The sequence below is a fragment of the Novosphingobium sp. ZW T3_23 genome, from assembly GCF_044987305.1.
Taxonomy (GTDB): Bacteria; Pseudomonadota; Alphaproteobacteria; order Sphingomonadales; family Sphingomonadaceae; genus Novosphingobium.
Map to the genome: position 1 here is coordinate 37,243 of NZ_JBJDRF010000013.1, position 21,962 is coordinate 59,204.

Consider the following 21,962-nt stretch of genomic DNA (forward strand, 5'->3'; position numbering starts at 1 on the left):
TCTCCCTCGTTCGCCGCTTCTATCGTATTTCTACTCGCAGCGCGAATAGTCTCCGGCGCGGCAGGCGGCCACGTCGCGGCGCCATCGGGCCAGGTCCGCCTCGTAGTCGCGGCGAGCCTGGGCATAGGCGCGGGACTGGCCGGCATAGTCGCGGCGCCTGTCCCGGTAATCGTCCTCCCGGTAATCGTCCTCATCGTCGCGAGCATCGGCATATCGGTCGTCGTCGCCGTTTGCGCGGTCGTAAGCCTTCCAGCCGGTGGCGTACTGTGCATCGCGCTTGCGGACATAATCCAGCTGGTCGCGATTGAGCTTGCGGATGATCGCGGCGTCGCGCGCGATGTCCTCGGGCGACATGCGGTCATTGGGATCGTCGGCCCGCGCCGTGCCGGAAAATGCCTGCGTGGAAAGCGCCAGCGTCGCCAGTGCGAACATCATTCGCCCGGCTCCTGTTCGTGGCCCCTTCATACGTCCCGTCTCCGTCCCTCGATGATCCTTGCGCTCTGTGACGAGACGATGGGGCGGATGCAAACAGGGATGCGACGAACGGCAGGCCGCAGCGACGAACCGGGACTTGCCTGAGCCGGACTGCCGCTTTCCCGGAAAGGAAAAGTCGCCGACCGGAGCCCTCCCGTCGACGACTTTCCAAAGCGGGTCGAAAGAGCCTCAGCGGCCGCGTGCGGCAGTGATCGCGATCGGCTTGGCCATGGCAAGCTGCCCGGGATTTTCACGCGCGGCCATGCGCGTTGCCAGAAGTTCGTCTCTCGCAGCGAAAGCGCGATCGCGCGAAGCATCGCGGCAATCGTGGATGTCGTCGAGTTCTTCCAGTTGATGCGTGTAGACCGGGCCGCAGACGGCGCGAACCGCGACTTCCAGCCGCTTGTTGAGCGTATCGATGCCGTCCTGCGAATCGAGGTTGAGGTCACTGTAGCGGACTTCGCGTTGAGGAACGTCGCGCAGGGAGTTGTCCTTCACCACGACTTCGGCGGTAGCGGTCCCGGCGGTGGCCATGGCAAGCAGGCCGATGGCGGCGAATACGGTACGAATGCTGGTCATCTGTCTTCTCCGTTTGCTCAAGAGTGCAGATCCGCCTGGCGCAGGCCCCCACGGCCCGCGTTGCGGGATCTGCAAAGCGACCTCGATGCACGAAGGAAGTCTTGGCCAAGCAACGGCTATGTCGCAGGGCGGTTTTCGACTTCATCAATCATGTATGTACTTTAAAATTGCCCCATCGATCTCGTCCCGGCTGGGTGGCAATGTCTGGACATTACTTTGGCAAGTAAGTGAGACATGAAGCAAAAGGCGAGTCGGTATTCTTTACAGGCCTATTCTCTATTGCTCAGAACTTCACCATATTCAAGTCATCCAGAGGGGTGCATCGGCAAACGACATAGAACGACCGACCGGCGACATGCGGCGTTTCGCGACATTGCGCAAACCGTTGCAATCCTGACGGGCGTTCCCACATGAAGCGCCGTCCTTGCAGGCCGAAGAGTCTGTTTGGAAATTCGCGGAACGCGAATTTCGCGGCACCGGCCCGCGCCCCCACCCTACCACCCAACGGTAGTATCCTGCGGGTGGTAGGGTGGGGGCGCGGGCCGGTGCCGCAACGAAAATGCCCTCTCGGGCATTTTCCAAACAGTCTTTAACGCTTCTGGTCGCGGCTGCTTGCGCTTTGCGAACAAATCTGGAACACGTCACCTCCATGAGTCTCTCCCACATCACGGTGCGCGGTGCGCGCGAGCACAATCTCAAGGGCTTCGACATCGAGCTTCCGCGCGAGAAGCTGATCGTCATCACCGGGCTTTCGGGCTCGGGGAAGTCCAGCCTCGCCTTCGACACGATCTATGCCGAGGGGCAGCGTCGCTATGTCGAGAGCCTCTCGGCCTATGCACGCCAGTTCCTGGAGATGATGCAGAAGCCGGACGTCGAGCATATCGACGGCCTCAGCCCCGCGATCTCGATCGAGCAGAAGACCACCAGCCGCAATCCGCGCTCTACGGTGGCCACGGTGACAGAGATCTGGGACTACATGCGCCTGCTCTGGGCGCGCGTGGGCATTCCCTACTCGCCCGCCACCGGCCTGCCGATCGAGGCGCAGACCGTCTCCAACATGGTGGACCGGGTGATGGAACTGCCCGAAGGCACGCGCGCCTACCTGCTCGCGCCCGTCGTACGCGGCCGCAAGGGGGAGTACCGCAAGGAATTGGCCGAGTGGCAGAAGGCGGGCTACACCCGCGTGCGCATCGACGGCGAACTCTACGCCATTGAGGACGCCCCTGCGCTCGACAAGAAGTACAAGCATGACATCGAAGTCGTGGTGGACCGCATCGCGGTGAAGGACGGCATCCAGACCCGCCTTGCCGACAGCTTCGAGCAGGCGCTGAAGCTGGCCGAGGGGCTGGCCTATATCGACCTTGCCGACGGTGTCGTTCCCGGCCGTGAGGACGAGGGGAAGGGCAGCAAGAAGACGCTCAAGGGCACCGGCCTGCCGCCCAACCGCATCGTCTTCTCCGAGAAGTTCGCCTGCCCGGTCAGCGGCTTCACCATCGAGGAGATCGAGCCGCGCCTGTTCTCGTTCAACGCCCCGCAGGGCGCCTGCCCGGCCTGCGACGGGTTGGGTGAGAAGCTGCTGTTCGACCCGCAACTGGTGGTCCCGAACGAGCATCTCAGCCTCAAGCAGGGCGCGATCGTGCCCTGGGCCAAGTCCAACCCGCCTTCGCCTTACTACATGCAGGTGCTCTCCAGCCTGGCCGGGCACTTCGGGTTCGACCTCACCACGCCGTGGGACGCGCTCTCGCCCGAGGTGAAGATCGTCATCCTCTACGGCACCGCCGGAAAGGCCGTGCCCCTGACGTTCAAGGACGGCAAGAAGGAATACACGGTCAACAAGCCGTTCGAAGGCGTGATCGGCAACCTCAACCGCCGCATGATCCAGACCGACAGCGCCTGGATGCGCGAGGAACTGTCAAAGTTCCAGACCGCGCAGCCCTGCGAGACGTGCGAGGGCAAGCGCCTCAAGCCCGAGGCACTCTCGGTCAAGATCGCCGGCAGCGACATCGCCGATGCCGCGCGCCTTTCCGTGTCGGACGGCTTCGCGTGGTTCGGGGAGCTTGAGGGTAAGCTCACCAGCCAGCAGCAGCAGATCGCCAAGGCCATCCTCAAGGAAATCAACGAGCGCCTTGGCTTCCTCAACAACGTCGGGCTCGATTATCTCAACCTCGACCGTACCAGCGGCACGCTTTCAGGCGGCGAGAGCCAGCGCATCCGGCTCGCCAGCCAGATCGGTTCGGGGCTTTCGGGCGTGCTCTACGTGCTCGACGAACCCTCGATCGGCCTCCACCAGCGCGACAACGACATGCTGCTGGAAACGCTGAAGCGCCTGCGCGACCTCGGCAACACCGTGATCGTCGTCGAGCATGACGAGGACGCGATCCGCACCGCCGACCATATCGTCGATCTCGGCCCCGGCGCCGGGGTCCACGGCGGCGAAGTCGTGGCCGAAGGCACGCTCAAGCAAGTGCTCAAGAGCAAGAAGAGCCTCACTGCCGCCTACCTCAACGGCACCCGCAAGATCGAGGTGCCGACGGAGCGCCGCAAGGGCAACGGCAAGAAGATCGTCGTCGAGAACGCCCGCGCCAACAACCTCAGGAACGTGACGGCGGAATTCCCGCTCGGCACCTTCTGCTGCGTCACCGGCGTGTCGGGCTCGGGCAAAAGCTCGCTCACCATCGACACGCTGCAGGCGGGCGCCTCGCGCCAGCTCAACGGCGCTCGCGTGGTGGCGGGCGCGCACGACCGGATCACCGGCCTCGAAAACTGCGACAAGGTGATCGAGATCGACCAGTCCCCGATCGGCCGCACCCCGCGCTCCAACCCTGCAACCTATACCGGCGCCTTCACCCAGATCCGCGACTGGTTCGCGGGCCTGCCGGAATCCGAGGCGCGCGGCTACAAGGCCGGGCGCTTCAGCTTCAACGTCAAGGGCGGCCGCTGCGAGGCGTGCCAGGGCGACGGCCTGATCAAGATCGAGATGCACTTCCTGCCCGACGTCTACGTCACCTGCGAGGAATGCCACGGCAAGCGCTACAACCGCGAAACGCTGGAAGTGAAGTTCAAGGGCCATTCCATCGCCGACGTGCTCGACATGACCATCGAGGACGCGGAAGAGTTCTTCAAGGCCGTGCCCCCGATCCGCGACAAGATGCACATGCTGAACGAAGTCGGCCTCGGCTACGTCAAGGTGGGCCAGCAGGCGACCACGCTTTCCGGCGGCGAGGCGCAGCGCGTCAAGCTCGCCAAGGAACTCGCCCGCCGCTCCACCGGGCAGACGCTCTACATCCTCGACGAGCCGACCACCGGCCTCCACTTCGAGGACGTGCGCAAGCTCCTCGAAGTGCTCCACCGCCTCGTCGAGCAGGGCAATTCGGTGGTGGTGATCGAGCACAACCTCGACGTCATCAAGACCGCCGACTGGATCATCGACATGGGCCCCGAAGGCGGCGTCCGCGGCGGCCAGGTCATCGCGGAAGGCACGCCGGAGGATATCGTCAAGGAGAAGAAGTCCTTCACCGGGCACTATCTCAAGCCGCTGCTCTCAAGCTGGGCGAAATGAGGGAATCCAAGTGAGCGAGGAGGGCGAGGCCAACTCCGGCTACCGGCCTGAGTTCGTCGCCGCCCTCCAGCTTTTCGCGCGCCTGAGCGAGGCCATGCGCCAGCGCGGTTTGCAGCGGCCCATCCTCGTCGGCAGGGCGGCGGCGGAGTTCTGGTCGCTCAGCGCCGTCACCACCGGCGACTTCGACATATGCACCACCCGGCGCCCGAACTGGAAGAGGAGATGGAACAGGCGGGCCTTGTCCGGCCAAGCGGGGCGGGCGCCATGGTCAAGGGCTGGATCCACCCGGAGCTGCGCCTCGGTTTCGAAGTCGTGGCCGAGGTGCCGATGGACGGTGCCGTCGAACCCGCCCGTCTGCGCCTTGTCCGCCCCATCGGCGAAACCGCGCTGTTCCGCGTCATCTGCGTCGAAGACCTGATCGCAGACGGCATCGATCAGGCGCGCATCCTGCTATCCCTTCACCCCGACGCTGACCTGGCGTATCTTGAGCGCCGCATCCGCGAGGAAAGCATGGGCGATTATGGCGTCGAAGACATCACCCACTGAACCGGAAGAGACGGTCATGGACATGGCCGAACTCGGCGCGCGCCTCGCCGCCCGACGCAGGGCGGCGGGCATTCCCCACCTGCCCCGCAACGACGGGGGAAATCGCACGCCAGCCAAACAAGCCCTTCTCGATGAAATCGCAAGGACGGACGCCAACTGGTAGCTTCCATCCGCCCGTCGTCCCGGACTTGATCCGGGACCGCTGGCCTATTGAACCGGGGTTCCAAGCGGGCCACCCGCCCACTCCACGAACACGAGGCCTTTTTAGAGCGCGCGGAAGCGCAAAGGCGCGAAGGCGCAAAGAAGTAGCGCAGAAATGCCCGTTCAGCGCTTTCCGCGCAAATGTTCAAGAACGCGACACGTCGTCTTTGCTGAGGTGGCATCGGCGATTACGATTCTGCGCTCAAACCCGTCATTGTTGGGCCAATTTTGCGTTCCTCCGATGCATCTAGGTCGCTTAGTGGCTTGATGCTACAATGAAGTTATGGACAATCAGAACCTCATATTTCTCAGTTATGCATCGCCTGACCGCGATGCTGTGCTGAGGTTCCACGACGATCTTGCCAGTGCGGGTTACAACGTCTGGATGGATAAGCATCGTTTGAAGGGCGGGCAGAATTGGGATTTTGAGATCAAGAAGGCCCTGCAACAGGCTGTGATCATTGTTGTGTTCCTCTCCGGCAACTCCGTAGACCGGCGTGGCTATGCCCAGCGAGAAATTAAGATCGCGCTCGATCAGGCAAATGATCGACTGGTGGACGACATTTACCTGATCCCGCTCTTGTTAGAGTCGGACACTCCGATCCCGGACCAACTCAGCCGCATTCAGGCAATTGGAGTTGATGATCACGATCCACGCGACGCGCTCAAAGATGCAATCACGCACCAATTAGGCCGGCTCGGTGTAGAGACAGCAAAAGCTCAGGCCGAGGCAAACTTGCGTTGGACGATGACTACCTACCGTGATGCATGGGAGGGGTTGCCAGGCTATGAGGTGAGCTATCAACTTCCGCACTTTAGCTCCCTCGAAAATCCACAAGTAGGCGAAATCACTGATGTGGTGCGGGGTTGGTTGCAATCACAAGCCATGGCGCAGCGGGAGGTTAAGTTTTCCCAATCTTCTGAATTGTTTAATTTTGGTGAGAAAAAGTTTAGTCGGCAAAACACTTGGGAATCTGCATGCAATGAGCCGATTATCAAAGGCGGAGTGTTGAGTTTAATCTATTCTATTTGGTGGTATGGTGCAAAGGCCATGCACCCCAATCAGTATTTCGCAACGTTTTGTTTCTCTATTAATCCGGTAACTCAATTTCGTTCACTTGAGGAACTGTTCGAAAATGCTGACGAGGCCTTCCTTCTGATCCAGAGCCAATGTCGCGAGCAACTTCTCGCCATGAATTTTGATGAGATGACAAATGATAATACCGAGTTGAGGCTCGATAAGGGCTACGTGGAGGACGGCACGAAGGAATGGAGCGACTTTGGGAGCTTTGCCCTTCGAGAGGACGGAATTAACGTCCTTTTCTCAACTTACCAAGTTGCTCCATACGCGTTCGGGCCGCAATCTGCCCACATCTCCTACGAGGTAGTCGCACCAATGATACGCAAGGAGATGGCCTGTCTTCTCGGCATTGAGCACCTACAAAGCAAAGCGCGCAAATGGCCGTTCGGCGCGGAAACGCCGGAGGCGGCCACTTCGAGAGAGGAAGATGGTTTGAGTGGTGCCTCCCCTGTGCATCAACTCGAAACAAAGCGCGGGCTGTCCTAGGATTGTGTCCGTCCTTCAACAGCGCTGATTGCAGCTGCTCCGGACTAGCTTTAACGACAATGGGTTCTTCGGCGACTTGGATTGATCGCTCGAACAGCCGCTTTATCGGCGAATCCAGTTCAGGCGATGGCCGTGGCGAACGACAGCTATTGGCCGTCACCTTCTTGAAATAGGCCGGTCTGTTCCCCGCCAGTTTCGGTTACCAAAATATGGTGGCGTACCCAACCTAACTTTGCTGACTGATCAGAAGACTCGCTTTCCTACACCTCCCCCCATGCGATAAATGATCCGGTTCATCCCGACGCGGCAGCGTCGGGCTTTGGCTCCAGTTCCGGGGGTGAACCATGTCCGATCGTTCGAACTCTTCCTATCCTACCGCTGCCGGGCGGGGGTGGATTCCGGCTTCTCGGGATATCGGGTTGCCGGGGGAGTCCTTTGCTCCGCGTGGGCGTAAGGCCGACAGCGATCCCGGCTTGTGCCGGGATGACGGAGGGGCGGGCGGTCCGGTGCTGGAAGAGGCTCTCAAGGGGCGCGCTCCGGATCGGCGGGGCACGGCGGAAAGGGTCGGGGAGCGCGAGGGCGATGGCCCTCGTACTTCTCCTTCTTCTCCTTCTCCTGCCTCCCCTTCGACGGAATCCACCCCGGCGACAGGCTCCGACGGCGGTTGGACGCCCGCGCGGAAGGTGCGGTTTCTCCATTATCTCTCGGACAAGGGCGACGTGCGGGCGGCGGCGGCGCGGGTGGGGATGTCGCGGCAGTCGGCTTACCTGGTGCGGCGTCGGGACCGGGCATTTGCGCTCGGGTGGGAGGCGGCGCTGGGGCTGGCGCGGCGGCATGTCGAGGAGGTGCTGGCGACGCGGGCTCTGGACGGGGTGGAGGAGCCTGTCTTCTACCACGGCGAGCAGGTGGCGGTGCGGCGTCGCTATGACGCGCGGCTGTTGATGGCGCATCTGGCGCGGCTCGACCGGGCGGCGGAGGGCGCGGCTGGCGCGGCGGGCGATCCGGGGGAGCGGTTCGACGAGGTGCTGGCGGTCGTCGGGGGCGAGGCGCCGGTCGAGCTGGTGCCGGTTCCGGGAGCGGCGGAGGCGGTGCTGCCGCCGGCGCGCGCGGTCTATGCCGAGCGGGCGGGGGCGCTGCTACAGGAGGAGGCGGAGCATGCGTGGGACGAGGCTCTGGAGGACGGTCTGGCGGGGCCGGAGGGCGAGCCGGTTCCTTACCTCGCGTTCTGGCGCGGGGAGGCGGCGCGGGACTGGGACGGCTGGCGTCGTCGCGCGGAGGGGGCGGTGGATGCGCTTGTTGGGGAGGATATGGAGGCGGACGATTTGCCGATGGAGTTCAAATCGCTCGGCGCTGGCCCGAGGGGGGAGGGGGCGGCTTTTTTCGCTCTGGACCGTGTAAAGTGTGTCAAGCGGTCGAGGGGGCGGCCGGCAATCTGCGCGGCAATCTGCAACCTGGCCGGGAACTCGATGCGGGGTGCGATGTTATCGTCTGTGAAGGTCGGCGCGGTGCTTCCCCCACCCCCTCCGTTACCGCGTCGACCTCGCCTTATTCACGATTTTACGCGGATTACTCGTCGCTGGTTCCGTCATTGAGGACGGCGAGTTCGACTTTGCCGGAGCCCATGCGGGCGATGCCGATTTCCTTCGCGGCGGCCTCGGAAAGGTCGATCACGCGGTTGGAGTGGAACGGGCCGCGATCGTTGACGCGGACCATGACCGAGTCCCCGTTGCGCGGGTTGGTGACGCGCAGCATGGTGCCGAAGGGCAGCGAGGGATGGGCGGCGGTGAGGTCGTCCGGGTTGAAGCGTTCGCCGCTGGCGGTGCGGTTGCCGCGCAGTTCGCGGCCGTAGAAGCTGGCAGTGCCGCCCTTGATGGCCTCGAATTCCTGCGTGTCCTGTTCCAGCGACTGCGGCAGGGCGGCGACGGGCGTGGGATTGGCGGGAACGGCGATGATCGCGGCGGGCGCGGGCGTCTCGGCCTGCTTCACGGGCGCGAGCTTCGACTCGGCAATGGCCGAGGAGGCAGGCGCTACCAGCATGGCAGCGGTTGCGAGAGCAAAGCCGATGCGAGCAAGTCGCTGGGCTTTATGCGGTTGGTTGTGCTTCCCCGTCATGGCGAGGAGTCCTACAGGCAGTTCGTCGCCAGGGGCACCCATGCAAAAGCGGCCCGTCGCACTTTGGCAACGGGCCGCCGGATGTCGTTAAGACGTTAAAAGGATTCGGATGGCCGAATCCAGGGTACTTACTTGAAGTCGCTTTGGGCGTCGCGCTGGGCGAGCAGGCGGAGTCGCAGGGCGTTCAGCTTGATGAAACCGGCCGCGTCCTTCTGGTCGTAGGCACCGGCATCGTCCTCGAACGTGACGTGGCGTTCGGAGTAGAGCGAGTCCGGCGACTTGCGGCCGACGACCGAGGCATTGCCCTTGTAGAGCTTGAGGCGGACGGTGCCGTTCACGCGAAGCTGAGAGTGGTCGATCGCGGCCTGGAGCATCTCGCGCTCGGGGGCGAACCAGAAGCCGTTGTAGATGAGCTCAGCATACTTCGGCATCAGCTCGTCCTTGAGGTGCGCGGCGCCGCGGTCGAGCGTGATCTGCTCGATGCCGCGATGGGCGCGGGCGTAGATTTCGCCGCCCGGCGTCTCGTACATGCCGCGCGACTTCATGCCGACGAAGCGGTTCTCGACGAGGTCGAGGCGGCCGATGCCGTGCTTGCGGCCGAGTTCGTTGAGCGCGGTGAGGAGCGAGGCGGGGGACATCGCGACGCCGTTGAGAGCGACGCCGTCACCCTTTTCGAAGTCGATGGTGATGTATTCCGGCGCGTCCGGCGCGTCTTCCGGGTTGACGGTGCGCGAGTAGACGTAGTCCGGGGTTTCTTCCCAGGGATCTTCCAGAACCTTGCCTTCGGACGAGGTGTGGAGGAGGTTCGCGTCGGTAGAGAACGGGCTTTCGCCGCGCTTGTCCTTGGGGACGGGGATCTGGTGCTGTTCTGCCCAGGCGATCAGGGCGGTGCGGCTGGTGAGATCCCACTCGCGCCAGGGGGCGATGACCTTGATGTTCGGGTCGAGCGCATAGGCCGAGAGTTCGAAGCGGACCTGGTCGTTGCCCTTGCCGGTCGCGCCATGGGCGACGGCGTCGGCGCCGGTTTCGTGTGCGATTTCGATCAGGCGCTTGGAGATGAGCGGACGGGCGATCGAGGTGCCGAGGAGATAGTCGCCTTCGTAGCGGGCGTTGGCACGCATCATCGGGAAGACGAAGTCGCGCACGAATTCCTCGCGCAGGTCGTCGATGTAGATGTTTTCGTCCGGCAGGCCCATCAGCTTGGCCTTGGCGCGTGCGGGTTCGAGTTCCTCACCCTGGCCGAGGTCGGCCGTGAAGGTCACGACTTCGCAGTTGTATGTGACCTGGAGCCACTTGAGGATGACGCTGGTGTCGAGGCCGCCGGAATAGGCGAGGACGACCTTCTTGATGCTGTCGGACATGGGCGCGGGCTCCGCAGAAAGGGCAGTGGATTCGGGACGCGCGCCTATCAGCACGCGCCCCCTTGCGCAATGAAGGAAAGGTGCGGCGCTATTCGGCCAGGAGTGCGGCCTCGTTCGCGGCGATGTAGTCGCGCGTCAGCGAAAGGGCATGGCGGCTGCGGGCGTACTGGATCTGGTAGTTGCACATGCCGCCGCTTTCGAAGGCTGCGGTGGCCCCGGCAAGGTAGAAGATCCACATGCGATAGAACCGCTCGTCCATGAGATTGACGATGGCTTCCTTGTTGGCGACGCAGCGCTTGTACCATTCGCGCAAGGTGAGCGCGTAGTGAAGGCGCAGGTTCTCCACGTCGGTGGCGATCAGGCGAAACTTCTCGCTGGCGGCAACCGTCTCGCTGAGCGCGGGAATATAGCCGCCCGGGAAGATGTATTTGCGGGTGAAGGCGTCGGTCGCGCCCGGGCCGCCCATGCGGCCGATCGTGTGGAGCAGCATGACCCCATCGTCGGTCAGCAGGTTGCCGACGGCCTTGAAGAACTGGCCGAACTGCGCCTGCCCGACATGTTCGAACATGCCGACCGAGACGATCCGGTCGAACTTGGCGCCGCGCGCCGCGAGGTCGCGGTAATCGACGAGTTCGAACGTGACCTTGTCCGCCACGCCGGCTGCTTCGGCGCGCTCGCGTGCGAGGGCAAGCTGTTCCTCGCTGAGGGTGATGCCGAGGACCGAGGCTCCTGCGTGCTTGGCCAGGTAGATCGCCATGCCGCCCCAGCCGCAACCGATGTCGAGCACGCGCTGGCCGGGTTCGAGCGCGAGCTTGGCGGCGATGTGCGCAAGCTTGGCGGTCTGGGCCTGTTCCAGCGTCATGGCCGGATCGGGCCAATAGGCGCAGGAGTACTGCATGTGCTCGATATCGAGGAACAGGTTATAGAGTTCGTTGCCGATGTCGTAGTGGTGGGCGATGTTCTTCTTGGCGCTGGCCGCCTTGTTGATGCCGTCCACCAGTGTGACGACCTTGCCCTTCAGTTTCTTGAACGCGGTGTGTTCATGCAGTTCGCCGCCCTTGTCCCACTTGGCGTTGGCGCGGATCAGTTCGACCATCTCCATGATGTCGCCCTGTTCGACGACGAGTTGGCCATCCATGAAAGCTTCCGCCGCGCCGAGCCGGGGGTCGGTGAGGATGCGTCGTTCGCCGGCCTTGTCCGTGAAGCGGATGCGCACTTCGGGGAAGCCGGGGGTTGAGGTGCCGAAGCGTTTTACGCTGCCATCGGGGCGGGCGACCTCCAGCACGCCCTGACGGACGCCGCGCTGGAGGAAGTGATCAAGAATTCCCATTGCCATCAACCATTTGTGAAGGGCGCTTCGGCCCGGTGCAAGAGGGTTCGCTTGCGATATGCGCAAGCGAAGGCGTTGTAGTCGTCAAAGTTGGAGAAGGAGCCCCATGGAGGAGTTTCGATTACTGACGTGCGAGGAAGAGGACGTCGCGGGGCTGCGCGAGGAGGTGTTGCCCGGAATCGACGTAAAGCGTTTCGCCGCTTTCCAGCCAGCCTTGTGAAAGGAACAGCGCGGCGGAGGCCACGTCTTCCGGCGTGGTCTTGCGCCCGAGCAGGTTCATGCGGTGAGAGACTTCGGTTTCCGCGTCGGTCTGGTCGTGGCTGGCAAGGATCGCGCCGGGCGCGAGGCCGTAAATGCGGTCCTCTTCATGCATGCGCGCCATCGACAGCATCGGGATGGTGGCGGCCAGAGCATGCTTGCTCATGGTGTAGGAGAAGAAGTCCGGGTTCGGGTTGAGCAGTTTCTGGTCGGTGACGTGGATCACCCGGCGTCCGCCCTTCGCGCGGGCATGGGCAAGAAAGGCTTGCGCCAGTCTTGCCGGGGCCCCGGCGTTGACGTGCATGGCTTTCTCGAAAATCTGCGGATCGAGGGCCTGCGCTGTGTCGAGGTCGAACATGCCGGCGCAGTTCACCAGCACGCGCCAGTCGGGCAGTCGGGCGGCCAGCGCCTCGACCATGGCGGGGCCGGCGTTCCAGTCGTTCAGTTCGCAGCTGACGATCTCCGACGAGGGCAGTTCCGTCGCCAGAGCTTCGGCCTGCTCTCGCGAATGCCCGTAGTGGATGACGACGTGCCATCCCGCCGCGCCGAACATCCGGGCGATGGCCGCGCCGATGCGCTTGGCACCGCCGGTCACCAGCATGGCAGGCCTTGCGTCCGTCACGCGAAGCGGCCTTCAGGTTGACACAGTTTACACGGTCCTGAGAGGAAATTTCCGGCGGCCTTGGCGTCCGGCCCCGTTCGGAGGGAAGGGCGGCGCGGAGGGGGAGGCAGGCAAGCAATCATCGGGCGGCATAGGAGCACAGACCGAACCTGTAGGAAAGGCCTGTCGGAATTTACATAGATTTAGCTCTGCCCTCGTCACCGGGCCAACGCGGGACGCGGTGCTTCGGACGAGCCTGGGCGGCCTGTCGGGGCGGGGATGCCGCTGACCGCCTGGAGCCGCAGTGCGAAATCGGCCTCATAGAAGCGATGGAGGAAATCTAGCTCCCGGTGAGAGGGCCGTTCGCCGGTTCGGCTGCTGCGGTTGAAGGCGGGCAGGGTGCCGAGTTCCTCCCGTCCGAGACGCCTGCCGATCTCACCTATCCTTTCGTAGGGGATGAGGTGGTCGACCGCGGCGCGGCCCTTGGCATCCAGCACGTACCAGCTCTGCGGGCGGAAGATATGATCCACGTCGAATGGCGAACGGGCCCGCGCCAGATGATCGATGGCATCGGCGATCGTGCGGAAGCCGGCATAGCCGTCCCGGAACGGTTCGGAGATCGTGCGATGGCAAGTGCCGCCCGCGCGGGCATAGCGAAAGGCGGAAAGGAACCGGTCTACAGGATCGCGGACCAAGGCGAAGCTTGGCAACCCCAGCAGGTCCGGCGCGACCCTGGCGTAGTAGCGGGCGGAGCAATGCTTCATCTGCGCGCCATAGAGCCGGTCGCAGATGGAGGTGCCGGCGTTCTTGGGAACGTGGATGAAAAGAAGGCGGCTTGCGCGGATCCTGTCGATCCGGCTGCGGCGCTTGCCGTCCAGCCATGGTCGCATTCCGCTGCGACAGAGCCGCTCTGGAACGTCGCTGACCAGCTTCACGCCGAAGGCCGCTGCGACGATACGATTGACGCCGGTGGTCCCGGTAGTCGCTTCCAATTCTAGTGCCATGCGCGGCGGCTTAGAGGTTGCGCATCGCCTGGCGATTTCGAAATATTTCAGTTGTGGCAGCCATGCGACGCGCCGTCCGGAGGGACGACGCGCCGTGGTTCCTCGTCGATCAGCGGCAGCGCGGACGCGAGTTGTTGCGATCGATCTCGCGGCCCAGCAGGGCACCGCCGGCGGCGCCGAGGATGGTGCCGGTGGCACGATCGCCGCGCGTATCGATGGCGCGACCCGCCAGGGCGCCTGCCACGCCGCCGATCAGCAGGCCGGTGGTGCCGTTGGACTTCTTGCAACGATAGCGACCATCATTGCCGCGCCAGTAGCGGATGCCGTTGTCGGTGCGGTGATAGCGCGAACCGCGGTCCCGGGCTTCCGCTACTTCGGTCACGGCGAAAGTGGCGGGAATGGTGAGGGCAGCCAAGGCGGCTGCTGCGATGGCTTTGCGCATCTGGAAATCCTTCTTTGTTGAATGTCTTGACGACCGGATTTCCGATTTCCAGCGCGCGCCAGAACCTGCGATGAACAGTATTGCACGGAGCGATATATACGCCGAGGCGTGAGGTCGGAGCGACGAATGGCCTAGGACGGATCGACATTCAGTGCAGGTGGAGCCGAGAAGCGTGATTTTTCGAGCATCGAAGCGCAGCGGACTTTCGGTCCGTGAGCATCGAAGCCCAAGAGCCTAGCTTCAAATCGCGCTTCGCAGGCCCGCATGGGCTGAATGTCGATCCGTCCTAGAACCCGGCGGCCTTTCTGACGGCGACCGGCCATGTCCCTTGACGCGAGCGATCCGCTTCGTTCCTGCGAGGCTCGCTTCCGCGCTCGAAGCGGAACTTGCCCACCGTGGTCGCCATGGCGTGGGCCTGTTCGGTGAGGGCCCGCGCGGCGGCGTTGGATTCTTCCACCATCGCGGCGTTTTGCTGGGTGTTGGTGTCGAGCTGCTGGATCTCCGTGCTCAGTTCGCGCATGGTCTGGGCCTGGGTCTGCGAGTAGCGCGAGATTTCGTCAGCCATCTGCGTGGTTTCGGCCAGGCGGGCGATGATCTCGTCGAGGGCGGATCGCGTCTGCGCCACCAGGTCCACGCCCTGATGCACGTCCTGCGTCGATTTGGTGATCAGGTTCTTGATATTGTTCGCCGACTCGGTGGTGCGATGGGCAAGTGCGCGGACTTCGGTGGCGACCACGGCGAAGCCCTTGCCCGCCTCTCCGGCGCGCGCGGCCTCCACGCCGGCGTTGAGCGCCAGCAGGTTGGTCTGGAAGGCGATGGCTTCGATCACGTCGATGATCTGCGCGATCTCGGTGGAGGAGGTCTTGATCTTGTCCATGGCGACGACCGCCGTTTCCATCACCTCGCCGCCGCGACGGGCGTGGCCCGCGACTTCGGATACGCTGGAATCGACGTTGCGGGCGCTTCCTGCGGTCGTACCGATCGCGCCGGTGACCTCGCGCACACCTTCGGATATGCGGGCGATCGTCGCGGCCTGGCTTTCGGTGCGAAACGCAAGATCGTTGGCGGCGGCGCTGATCTCCTGGGCGCTGACTTTGACGCTGTCCGCTGAATCGGTGATCTCCACCACCAGCGAGCCGACGTGGCGGCGCATGTTGTCGAAGTCCTCTCCAAGCTTGCGATAGGCTTCGGGCAAGTCGCCGAGCTGGGCCTGGAGATTGCCGGACGCCATTTCCGACAGGGCCAGGCTCATGGAATCGAGCACGCGATTGCGGGCTTCGGCCTCTGCGTTGAAATAGGCGCTGAGGGCGATCTGCATGTCGTGCAGGGCAGCCTTGACCAGTGTGCCCACCGTCTTGCCCGCGTCCCGGCTGTTGAAGGGCGTGATGAAGCGCCGGGCCATCATCGCTTCGATCATGTCTTCAAGCACGGCGGCGTAGCTGGTGATGTAGTAGTCCGGCGTCAGGCCTACGCGCGCATGGATGTGGCCGATCTTCTCGCTGCGCTTGGCCGCATCGGCGTCGAACCGGCCGGAGAACATCTTGATCCAGTGCTCGTACTGCGCATCCGAGGCGCGACGGCGGATTTCCGGATCGGGCAGGAGGCGGCTGAGTTCGGAGGATGCCTCGACGCGCCGATAGAGGCTTTTGAGCGCAACCGGGGCATGCTTGCGGATGGCGGCCAGGATACGGGGGAAGGTGCGGTAGTTGGCCTCGTCGAGAGGTGCGATATTGCCGCGGCCCGTGGTTTGAGAAGTGGCGGTCATGCTGTCTTCTTCCCCTGTCGAAGTGGCCAGGGCGGTTTAGCGGCGAGAGACTAAAAGGGCTTTCCGTGGGGGCTAAGGGGTATTCCTGGGGTGCGAGTGAAGACCCATCCCTCTAACGGCGCGGCACGAACCGCGCTTTCAGGCGCAAAAGTTAACCGGGGCAGCAAACTGTTAACTATGCCGGTCTATGGGGTTCGAGGGGTTCAACGGGGTAAGGTATCGTTTGCATGAAAAGCCATGGCTTGCGCCATGTGGCTGCGGGAACCGGATTGGCGGTAGCCGCAACTTCGCTGCTGTTGGCGGTGGCGGCGCTGGTGCCCGGCTTCGCGATGCCCGTGCAGTTGATCGTCGTGGGCATGATCGTGGCACTGGCGGTGTCCGCGCCCGTCTGCATCGTGCTTTCGCGCCAGCAGGCCCGCATTTCCGCCCTGCATGAGGAACTCGCCCAGGCGTTCAGGCGGCTGGAACGGTCGGCGCGGGTAGACGGCATGACCGGCCTGACCCACCGCGACGTGTTCCTGGAGATGACGCGGGACGCCATGGCCGATCGGGACGGCTGGCTGATCGTGGCCGACGTCGATCATTTCAAGCAGATCAACGACGCGTTCGGGCACGGCGTGGGAGACCGCGTGCTCGTGGCGATCGGGGATGCTATCCAGTCCAACTTGCGCGCGGGCGACTTGTGCGGGCGGCTTGGGGGCGAGGAGTTCGGCCTCTTCCTCCACGCCCGCAACGGACGCGAGGCGCATGCCGCCGCCGAACGGCTGCGCCGGACCGTGGCGGAACTGGTCGTCACCACGTTCGCGGGGGGTAAAGTCGTGCCGACATTGAGCCTTGGCGTTTCGGCAACCCGAGGGCTCACGTTGGCGGAAGTCATGCGCAAGGCCGACGAAGCGCTCTATGATGCCAAGCGGCAAGGCAGGAACCGGACGGTATCCGCGCCCGAACCGGCGATTGACCAGCACTTGCGACTGGTGTCCGCGCTCTAAGCGGCGCAGGCAGCAAAAAGGCGCGCCGTCCCGAAGGATAGCGCGCCTTTTTTCGTGTTCAGACTGGGACGGTCAGATTACCGGCACTTCACGTCGCCCTTGTCGATCTGGCGTCCGAGCAGGCCGCCGGCCACGCCGCCGATGATCGTTCCCAGGGTCTTGTCGCCACGGCCGGCGATCTGGTTTCCTGCCAGGGCGCCCGCGCCGGCGCCGATGATCAGGCCCGTGGTGCCGTTGTCGCGCTTGCAGTAGTAACGGCCGTCCTTGCCGCGCCAGGCGCGATCGTTGCGGGTCATGCGGCGCGGTTCGCGATAGCGGCCACGATTGTCGTAACGGTTGCGGTCGTCGCGGCGATTGTCATACCGGTCGTGGTGGCGGTTGCGATCGTCGTTGCGCCAAGCCTGAGCCTCTGCGGGGGCTGCCATCGGCAGCACAAGCGCGGCCATGGTCAGGGCCAGGAGGGTCTTCTTCATCGAGATGTCCTTACTGAGAACGGAATTATGTGGCCTTATAACACTCTGGATGCACCCTTGCTCCAAAACCCCGAATGAACCACGGGAAAAACCCTGAGATTTTGTCCAAGGGCGAAAACGCGTGAAGGAAATGCTGACTATGCAACTCGATCTGGTGGACGTGTTCGGGTCCGGTCCTCTCACCGGGAATCCGCTGGCGGTCGTGCACGGCGCGGTTGATCTGGATGCCGATGCCATGTTGCGGATCACCCGCTGGCTGGGGTTCTCGGAAACGACGTTCCTGTTGCCGCCGACCGATCCCGCAGCCGATTACCGCGTGCGGATCTTCTATCCCGCAGGCGAACTGCCCTTCGCGGGGCATCCCACGCTGGGGACTGCCCACGCCTGGCTGGCGAGCGGCGGGGTTCCCAAAACGACGGGACGGATCGTGCAGGAATGCGGAATCGGGCTGGTCGACGTGCGGCAGGAGAGCGACATGCTGGCCTTCCGTGCACCGCCGCTGACGCGATCGGGGCCGCTCGACGCCGTGGATCTTGCAGAGACGATCCGGCTTTGCGGCGTGGACGAGAAGGACGTCGTCGCGGGGGTCCATGCAGCCAACGGTCCGGGCTGGAAGCTGCTGCATCTCGCCTCCGCCGAAGCCGTGCTGGCGGCAGAGCCGGTGGCCCGCGCGCCGCTGCATACCGATGTGGCCCTGCTCGGACCCCGCGATGACGCGGGCGTTGGTGAGGCACAGTGGGAGCTGCGTGCCTTCTTTGCCGATGCCACCGGCCGTGTCTGCGAGGATCCGGTGACGGGCAGTCTCAACGCAGCCGTGGCGCAGTATCTCTTCGCCAGCGGCCAGGCCCACGAGGCCTATGTCGCTGCGCAGGGCCGAAAAACGGGTGCGGACGGATCGATCCACTGCCGAAAGGAAGCTGACGGCTCGATCTGGATCGCAGGCCGAGTGGCGACGGTCTCGACCGGCGGCGCGCTGCCGGGCGGGTTCTGAGCGAGCCCGTCCCGGTATACCTCCGGGACGGGCTGCCGGTCCTGTTGATCAGCCGGGTTTCTTCGGGAGTGCGATCTCGGCACTGCCGGTGCACATGGTTTTGCCGTTCTGATTGGTCATCAGGTGCTTGACGTGCACGAGGTGGCGTCCTTCCTCGTCCACCGACTTCTCGGTGACTTCGGCGGTCTGGATCGTCACGTCGCCGGTAAGGGCGGGGCCGCGATAATTGGCGATGGAGTGGACGACCATGCCATGCTCGCCCGCCCAACCGGACAGGAAGTCTGTCACCCATGATCCCATCGACGCGCCGTAGCCATATCCGCGCGGCATTCCGATCTTGCGGGCATATTTGGGGAACAGGTGTCCGCGCGAAGGGCCGTAGTAGGCGCCGTCGGTGAGCAGCGGGTTCACCAGCATCATCTCGGGATCGTTCTCATAGCCCGCCATCTCGCGCGTGAAGCCCAGCGCTTCGAGGTCGTTCTTGCGCAAGTCCATCGTGCCCCAGGTGTTGACGATGTAGGCGCGCCATTCGGTGGCGAAGCTGGCGAGGGAGTGCGGGCCGAAGACGCGCTCCGGAAGCTGGTCGCCCACCACGACGTCATCCCACCAGCGCTCCTTGTGGCCGAGGTCGTGGAGCATCTTGATCCAGGCGAACTTGCGGTCTTCCAGGGCCGCGATCGCCTCGTCGGTCCATTCCGGCTCGTCGAAGTCCTCTGCCTTTACCGAATCGCCGCCGGCATGCGCGAGGTAGCGGATGGCGGTGGAGCGCTGCCGCGCGATCTCCTCGCCCTTCTGGTTCGAATAGTTATTATCGCCGCGCTGGAAGCAGGTGGGGCCGAAGCCGGTTTCCTTGATCTTGTAATCGAAGGGAATACGCGTGTTTGTCACCACGTCGCCCGCTTCGATGCGCGGGCCGTAGAACCACCATTCGTCGCCGCCGAACAGCAGGTGCGAATTGGGAATGCAGCCGACGCAGGCCGGTGCCGCGCCGTGTCCGTCGTCGGTGGCGATGGCGAAGCTCTGCGGTGCCACCAGGCGGCCCCAGCGGCTGGCCTCGAACGTGGCAGGATCGAAGTGCAGCAGGTTGGCATAGTGCATGGCATGGACCCAGCGCCGGATGTCGTTGTTGGCGACGGGTTCGCGCATGGGCGAAAAGTCCATGGTCTTGCCAAGGTACTGGTCGATATCGGTGAAGTCGATCGTAGCAGTCGTCATTGCTGTGAAGCCCCGGAAATGCGGTCTGAAAAACTTTAGGTCGTACGGAGGCCGGTGGCGTCTTCGGCCTTGAACACGGGGATTTCCGCATCCGCCTTCATCAGGACCAGTGGCAACAGGCGCTCCGTAGAGGCCTGGTAGGTGGCGTAGAACGGATGGCAGTCGATGAAGAAATCCCAGACTTTCTGGCGCTCGGCGCCTTCCGGCTCGCGCCAGGTTCCCTTGAAAGCTTGGGTGGCGATCTGGAATTCGACCTCCGGATTGTCCACGAGGTTGAGATACCATTGCGGATGGGTATCGGAGCCGCCCTTCGAGCCGCAGATCACCACTTCGCCGCCGATGTCGGCATAACAGAGCGGGGTGATGAAGATCTTGCCGCTCTTGCGGCCCACATATTTCACCAGACAGTGCGTCGCGAACTTGCGGCCGCCGACCGGCGTGATGTCCATGATATGGCCTTGGGCGCCGCCGGACGCGAGGTACATGTCGCGGTGCTCGGTGACCCAGTCGCGCCGGACGGCGCTGATCGCCGCTGCCGTTTCGTCGCTCATGCCGCGTTCCCTCTCATTCGGCCTCTCCTGATCTGGCGGGAGGATCGCGAAAGGCGCGGGCAGGGTCCAGCAATGATGGACATGCGCAATGCAGGTATCACCGAGGCGTTGTCCGCGCCCCGGTGCCGATAGGTGGGAAAAGGCCGCCTCAGGCCGTTTCTCAGGCGTTGACCTGCCGGATCATCGGCGTCTGGTTGCGCCAGGAGTCCATCCAGTCGAGCACGTCGTCGTAGGGCATGGGCTTGCAGATGCCGTAGCCCTGTCCCGCATTGCAGCCGAGCGAGACCAGCAGTTCCTGGGTTTCCGGCGTTTCCACGCCTTCCGCCACCAGCGGAATCCCAAGGCTTTCGCAGAGCACCACCAGGCTGTTGACCAGCGACTGGTCGAAGCGGTTCTCGGTGAAGCGGGAGATGAACGAGCGGTCGATCTTGATCTCGCTGATCGCGAACTCGCGCAAGTAGCCGAACGAGGTGAAGCCCGCGCCGAAATCGTCGATCGACAGAGGAATGCGGTGCTCGTGCAGGCTCTCGATCACGCGCTTGGCCTGGGAGGGATTGGTGATGAGCGCGGTCTCGGTCAGCTCCAGCGTCACGCGCTCGGGGGCGATGCGGTGGCATTCGATCAGTTCCACTACGCTGTCCACGAAAGTCGGGCGTTCGAGCATCCGGGCCGAGACGTTGATGGCGATCGAGGCGCCGTCCACCTTGTCCTGAATGCGCGCGAACTGGGCGAGCACGGTGTCCAGGCACTGGTTGGTGAACGTCTCCAGCAGCGGCGACTGCTCGACGGTGCGGATGAGCTGGTCGGCTGGGATATTGCCGCTACGGGGATGGCGCCAGCGCACCAGCGCCTCGAAGCCGAGCACGCGGCCGTCGCGCAAGTCCACCTTGGGCTGCCAGTGCCATTCGAGCGCATCGTGCGAGATGGCCTGGTCGATCTCCTCCAGCATGTCCTTGGGATCGAAGGCCGGGGCGGCGGGCAGGTTCTCGCGGCTGGCGACCAGCTTGTCGAGCCCGCGCTTGGCCGCGTACATCGCGTCGTCGGCGGCGGAAAGCAGCCCGGTCGGCGCATAGCCGCGCTGCGGGCACATGGCGATCCCGATCGAGGCGCCGACATGGAGGATGCGGTTCTCGTGGACGATCGGCTGCTCGATCACCCGCGCCAGCTTGCCGGCAAGTCCCGTGGCGGTGTCGTAGTCGGGCACATCCTGCAGCAGCAAGGCGAACTCGTCTCCGCCGAGGCGCGCCACGGTATCGACCTCGCGCAGGTGGCCGCGCAGGCGGCGGCCGATGGTGGTGAGCACCACATCGCCGGCGGCGTGGCCGAAGTTGTCGTTGATCTCCTTGAAGCGGTCGAGGTCGATCATCATTACCGCGAAGGTTCCGCCGTTGCGGCGGGCGCGGGCGCAGGCCTGGCCGAGCCGGTCGAACAGCAGCGTGCGGTTGGGCAGGTCGGTCAGCGGATCGTGGAGGCTGCGGTGCGTCAGTTCCTCCTCGGTGCGGCGCAAGTCCTGCCGGTACTTGCGCCAGGCGATCCCTTCCTCGACCGAGGCGGCGACCCGCTCCGGCGAAAGCGCGCGCTTGGTCAGGTACTCGGTCATCCCCGCCTTGATCGAATCCGCCGCGACCTGTTCGTCGACATTGCCGGTGACGGCCACGATCGGGCAGTCTTGATCCACTTCGGCGCGGATCGTGGGAACCAGGTCGCGGCCGTCGCCGTCGGACAGGCCGAAGTCGAGGAAAACGATGTCCAGCGCGGGCTCGGCGTGGCGGATGATCTGGAGCGCCTCGGCCTGCGAACTGGCCTCGATCACGTTGATCGGGCGTGGCCCGCGCTGGAGCATGCGGATCAGGCGCTCGCGATCGACATCGTCGTCATCCACCACGAGGGCCTGGATTTCCGTCTTGCCGTTGTGAATATATTCCATTCTCTGAAGTTCCTCGG

Annotated in this window: 20 protein-coding genes; 7 read left to right on the plus strand and 13 right to left on the minus strand. The window is 64.0% G+C overall.

The annotated features are described in order from the left end of the window. Positions 1-30: 30 nt before the first annotated feature. Positions 31-435 (minus strand): hypothetical protein, encoded by a 405-nt coding sequence (locus tag ACI3K3_RS09570; RefSeq protein ID WP_404913359.1) that lies wholly within the window; start codon positions 433-435, stop codon positions 31-33. Between the two features lie 228 nt (positions 436-663). Continuing rightward, a complete protein-coding gene (locus ACI3K3_RS09575; protein WP_404913360.1) occupies positions 664-1,053 on the minus strand; it encodes a UrcA family protein in 390 nt (129 codons plus the stop codon). 649 nt (positions 1,054-1,702) lie between these two features. On the opposite strand from ACI3K3_RS09575, the gene uvrA reads away from it, so the two are divergent. The 5 genes from uvrA to ACI3K3_RS09600 all read left to right on the plus strand — a co-directional run bounded on the left by uvrA (position 1,703) and on the right by ACI3K3_RS09600 (position 8,518). Then, complete coding sequence (gene uvrA / locus ACI3K3_RS09580; protein ID WP_404913361.1) at positions 1,703-4,612, plus strand: excinuclease ABC subunit UvrA; 2,910 nt, start codon at positions 1,703-1,705, stop codon at positions 4,610-4,612. A gap of 189 nt (positions 4,613-4,801) precedes the next feature. Further along, entirely contained in the window at positions 4,802-5,158 is a 357-nt protein-coding gene (locus ACI3K3_RS09585) for a hypothetical protein (RefSeq protein ID WP_404913362.1), read from the plus strand. 16 nt (positions 5,159-5,174) lie between these two features. Continuing rightward, the gene (locus tag ACI3K3_RS09590; RefSeq protein ID WP_404913363.1) at positions 5,175-5,321 is read left to right on the plus strand and encodes a hypothetical protein; all 147 of its coding nucleotides are present in this window, start codon (positions 5,175-5,177) and stop codon (positions 5,319-5,321) included. Positions 5,322-5,642: 321 nt separating this feature from the next. After that, positions 5,643-6,926 carry a TIR domain-containing protein gene (locus tag ACI3K3_RS09595; protein WP_404913364.1) on the plus strand — a complete coding sequence of 428 codons (1,284 nt, stop codon included), beginning with the start codon at positions 5,643-5,645 and terminating at the stop codon, positions 6,924-6,926. A gap of 683 nt (positions 6,927-7,609) precedes the next feature. Continuing rightward, the gene (locus ACI3K3_RS09600) at positions 7,610-8,518 is read left to right on the plus strand and encodes a hypothetical protein (RefSeq protein ID WP_404913365.1); all 909 of its coding nucleotides are present in this window, start codon (positions 7,610-7,612) and stop codon (positions 8,516-8,518) included. On the opposite strand, the gene ACI3K3_RS09605 is transcribed toward ACI3K3_RS09600, so the two are convergent. The 7 genes from ACI3K3_RS09605 to ACI3K3_RS09635 all read right to left on the minus strand — a co-directional run bounded on the left by ACI3K3_RS09605 (position 8,493) and on the right by ACI3K3_RS09635 (position 15,799). Beyond that, positions 8,493-8,963, minus strand: coding sequence for a septal ring lytic transglycosylase RlpA family protein (locus tag ACI3K3_RS09605; protein ID WP_404913366.1), 471 nt, complete (start codon positions 8,961-8,963; stop codon positions 8,493-8,495). The two genes, ACI3K3_RS09600 and ACI3K3_RS09605, sit on opposite strands and share 26 nt — an antisense overlap. 203 nt (positions 8,964-9,166) lie before the next feature. Then, positions 9,167-10,399 (minus strand): argininosuccinate synthase, encoded by a 1,233-nt coding sequence (locus tag ACI3K3_RS09610; RefSeq protein WP_404913367.1) that lies wholly within the window; start codon positions 10,397-10,399, stop codon positions 9,167-9,169. Positions 10,400-10,487: 88 nt separating this feature from the next. Then, positions 10,488-11,729, minus strand: a complete 1,242-nt coding sequence (locus ACI3K3_RS09615) for a class I SAM-dependent methyltransferase (protein WP_404913414.1) — start codon at positions 11,727-11,729, stop codon at positions 10,488-10,490. A 121-nt stretch (positions 11,730-11,850) separates the two neighbouring features. Continuing rightward, the gene (locus ACI3K3_RS09620) at positions 11,851-12,588 is read right to left on the minus strand and encodes an SDR family oxidoreductase (RefSeq protein ID WP_404913415.1); all 738 of its coding nucleotides are present in this window, start codon (positions 12,586-12,588) and stop codon (positions 11,851-11,853) included. Positions 12,589-12,806: 218 nt separating this feature from the next. Further along, a complete protein-coding gene (locus ACI3K3_RS09625; RefSeq protein ID WP_404913368.1) occupies positions 12,807-13,592 on the minus strand; it encodes a sulfotransferase family 2 domain-containing protein in 786 nt (261 codons plus the stop codon). Positions 13,593-13,701: 109 nt separating this feature from the next. Then, positions 13,702-14,034: a glycine zipper 2TM domain-containing protein gene (locus tag ACI3K3_RS09630; protein WP_404913369.1), complete on the minus strand. Its 333-nt coding sequence runs from the start codon at positions 14,032-14,034 to the stop codon at positions 13,702-13,704. A 286-nt stretch (positions 14,035-14,320) separates the two neighbouring features. Beyond that, positions 14,321-15,799, minus strand: a complete 1,479-nt coding sequence (locus ACI3K3_RS09635) for a methyl-accepting chemotaxis protein (RefSeq protein ID WP_404913370.1) — start codon at positions 15,797-15,799, stop codon at positions 14,321-14,323. 227 nt (positions 15,800-16,026) lie between these two features. Here ACI3K3_RS09635 and ACI3K3_RS09640 point away from each other — a divergent pair, with 227 nt between their 5' ends. Beyond that, a complete protein-coding gene (locus ACI3K3_RS09640; RefSeq protein ID WP_404913371.1) occupies positions 16,027-16,788 on the plus strand; it encodes a GGDEF domain-containing protein in 762 nt (253 codons plus the stop codon). Between the two features lie 77 nt (positions 16,789-16,865). Here ACI3K3_RS09640 and ACI3K3_RS09645 read toward each other — a convergent pair whose 3' ends face one another. After that, entirely contained in the window at positions 16,866-17,261 is a 396-nt protein-coding gene (locus tag ACI3K3_RS09645; RefSeq protein WP_313437929.1) for a glycine zipper 2TM domain-containing protein, read from the minus strand. Between the two features lie 139 nt (positions 17,262-17,400). Between ACI3K3_RS09645 and ACI3K3_RS09650 the strand changes: the two genes are divergently transcribed. Continuing rightward, complete coding sequence (locus ACI3K3_RS09650) at positions 17,401-18,252, plus strand: PhzF family phenazine biosynthesis protein (RefSeq protein ID WP_404913372.1); 852 nt, start codon at positions 17,401-17,403, stop codon at positions 18,250-18,252. 48 nt (positions 18,253-18,300) lie between these two features. Here the strand turns inward: ACI3K3_RS09650 and ACI3K3_RS09655 are convergent, their stop codons facing one another. The 3 genes from ACI3K3_RS09655 to ACI3K3_RS09665 all read right to left on the minus strand — a co-directional run bounded on the left by ACI3K3_RS09655 (position 18,301) and on the right by ACI3K3_RS09665 (position 21,945). Then, a complete protein-coding gene (locus ACI3K3_RS09655) occupies positions 18,301-19,467 on the minus strand; it encodes a MaoC family dehydratase N-terminal domain-containing protein (RefSeq protein WP_404913373.1) in 1,167 nt (388 codons plus the stop codon). A gap of 35 nt (positions 19,468-19,502) precedes the next feature. Next, a complete protein-coding gene (locus tag ACI3K3_RS09660; protein WP_404913374.1) occupies positions 19,503-20,018 on the minus strand; it encodes a nitroreductase/quinone reductase family protein in 516 nt (171 codons plus the stop codon). 160 nt (positions 20,019-20,178) lie between these two features. Next, entirely contained in the window at positions 20,179-21,945 is a 1,767-nt protein-coding gene (locus ACI3K3_RS09665; RefSeq protein ID WP_404913375.1) for a putative bifunctional diguanylate cyclase/phosphodiesterase, read from the minus strand. Positions 21,946-21,962: the final 17 nt, after the last annotated feature.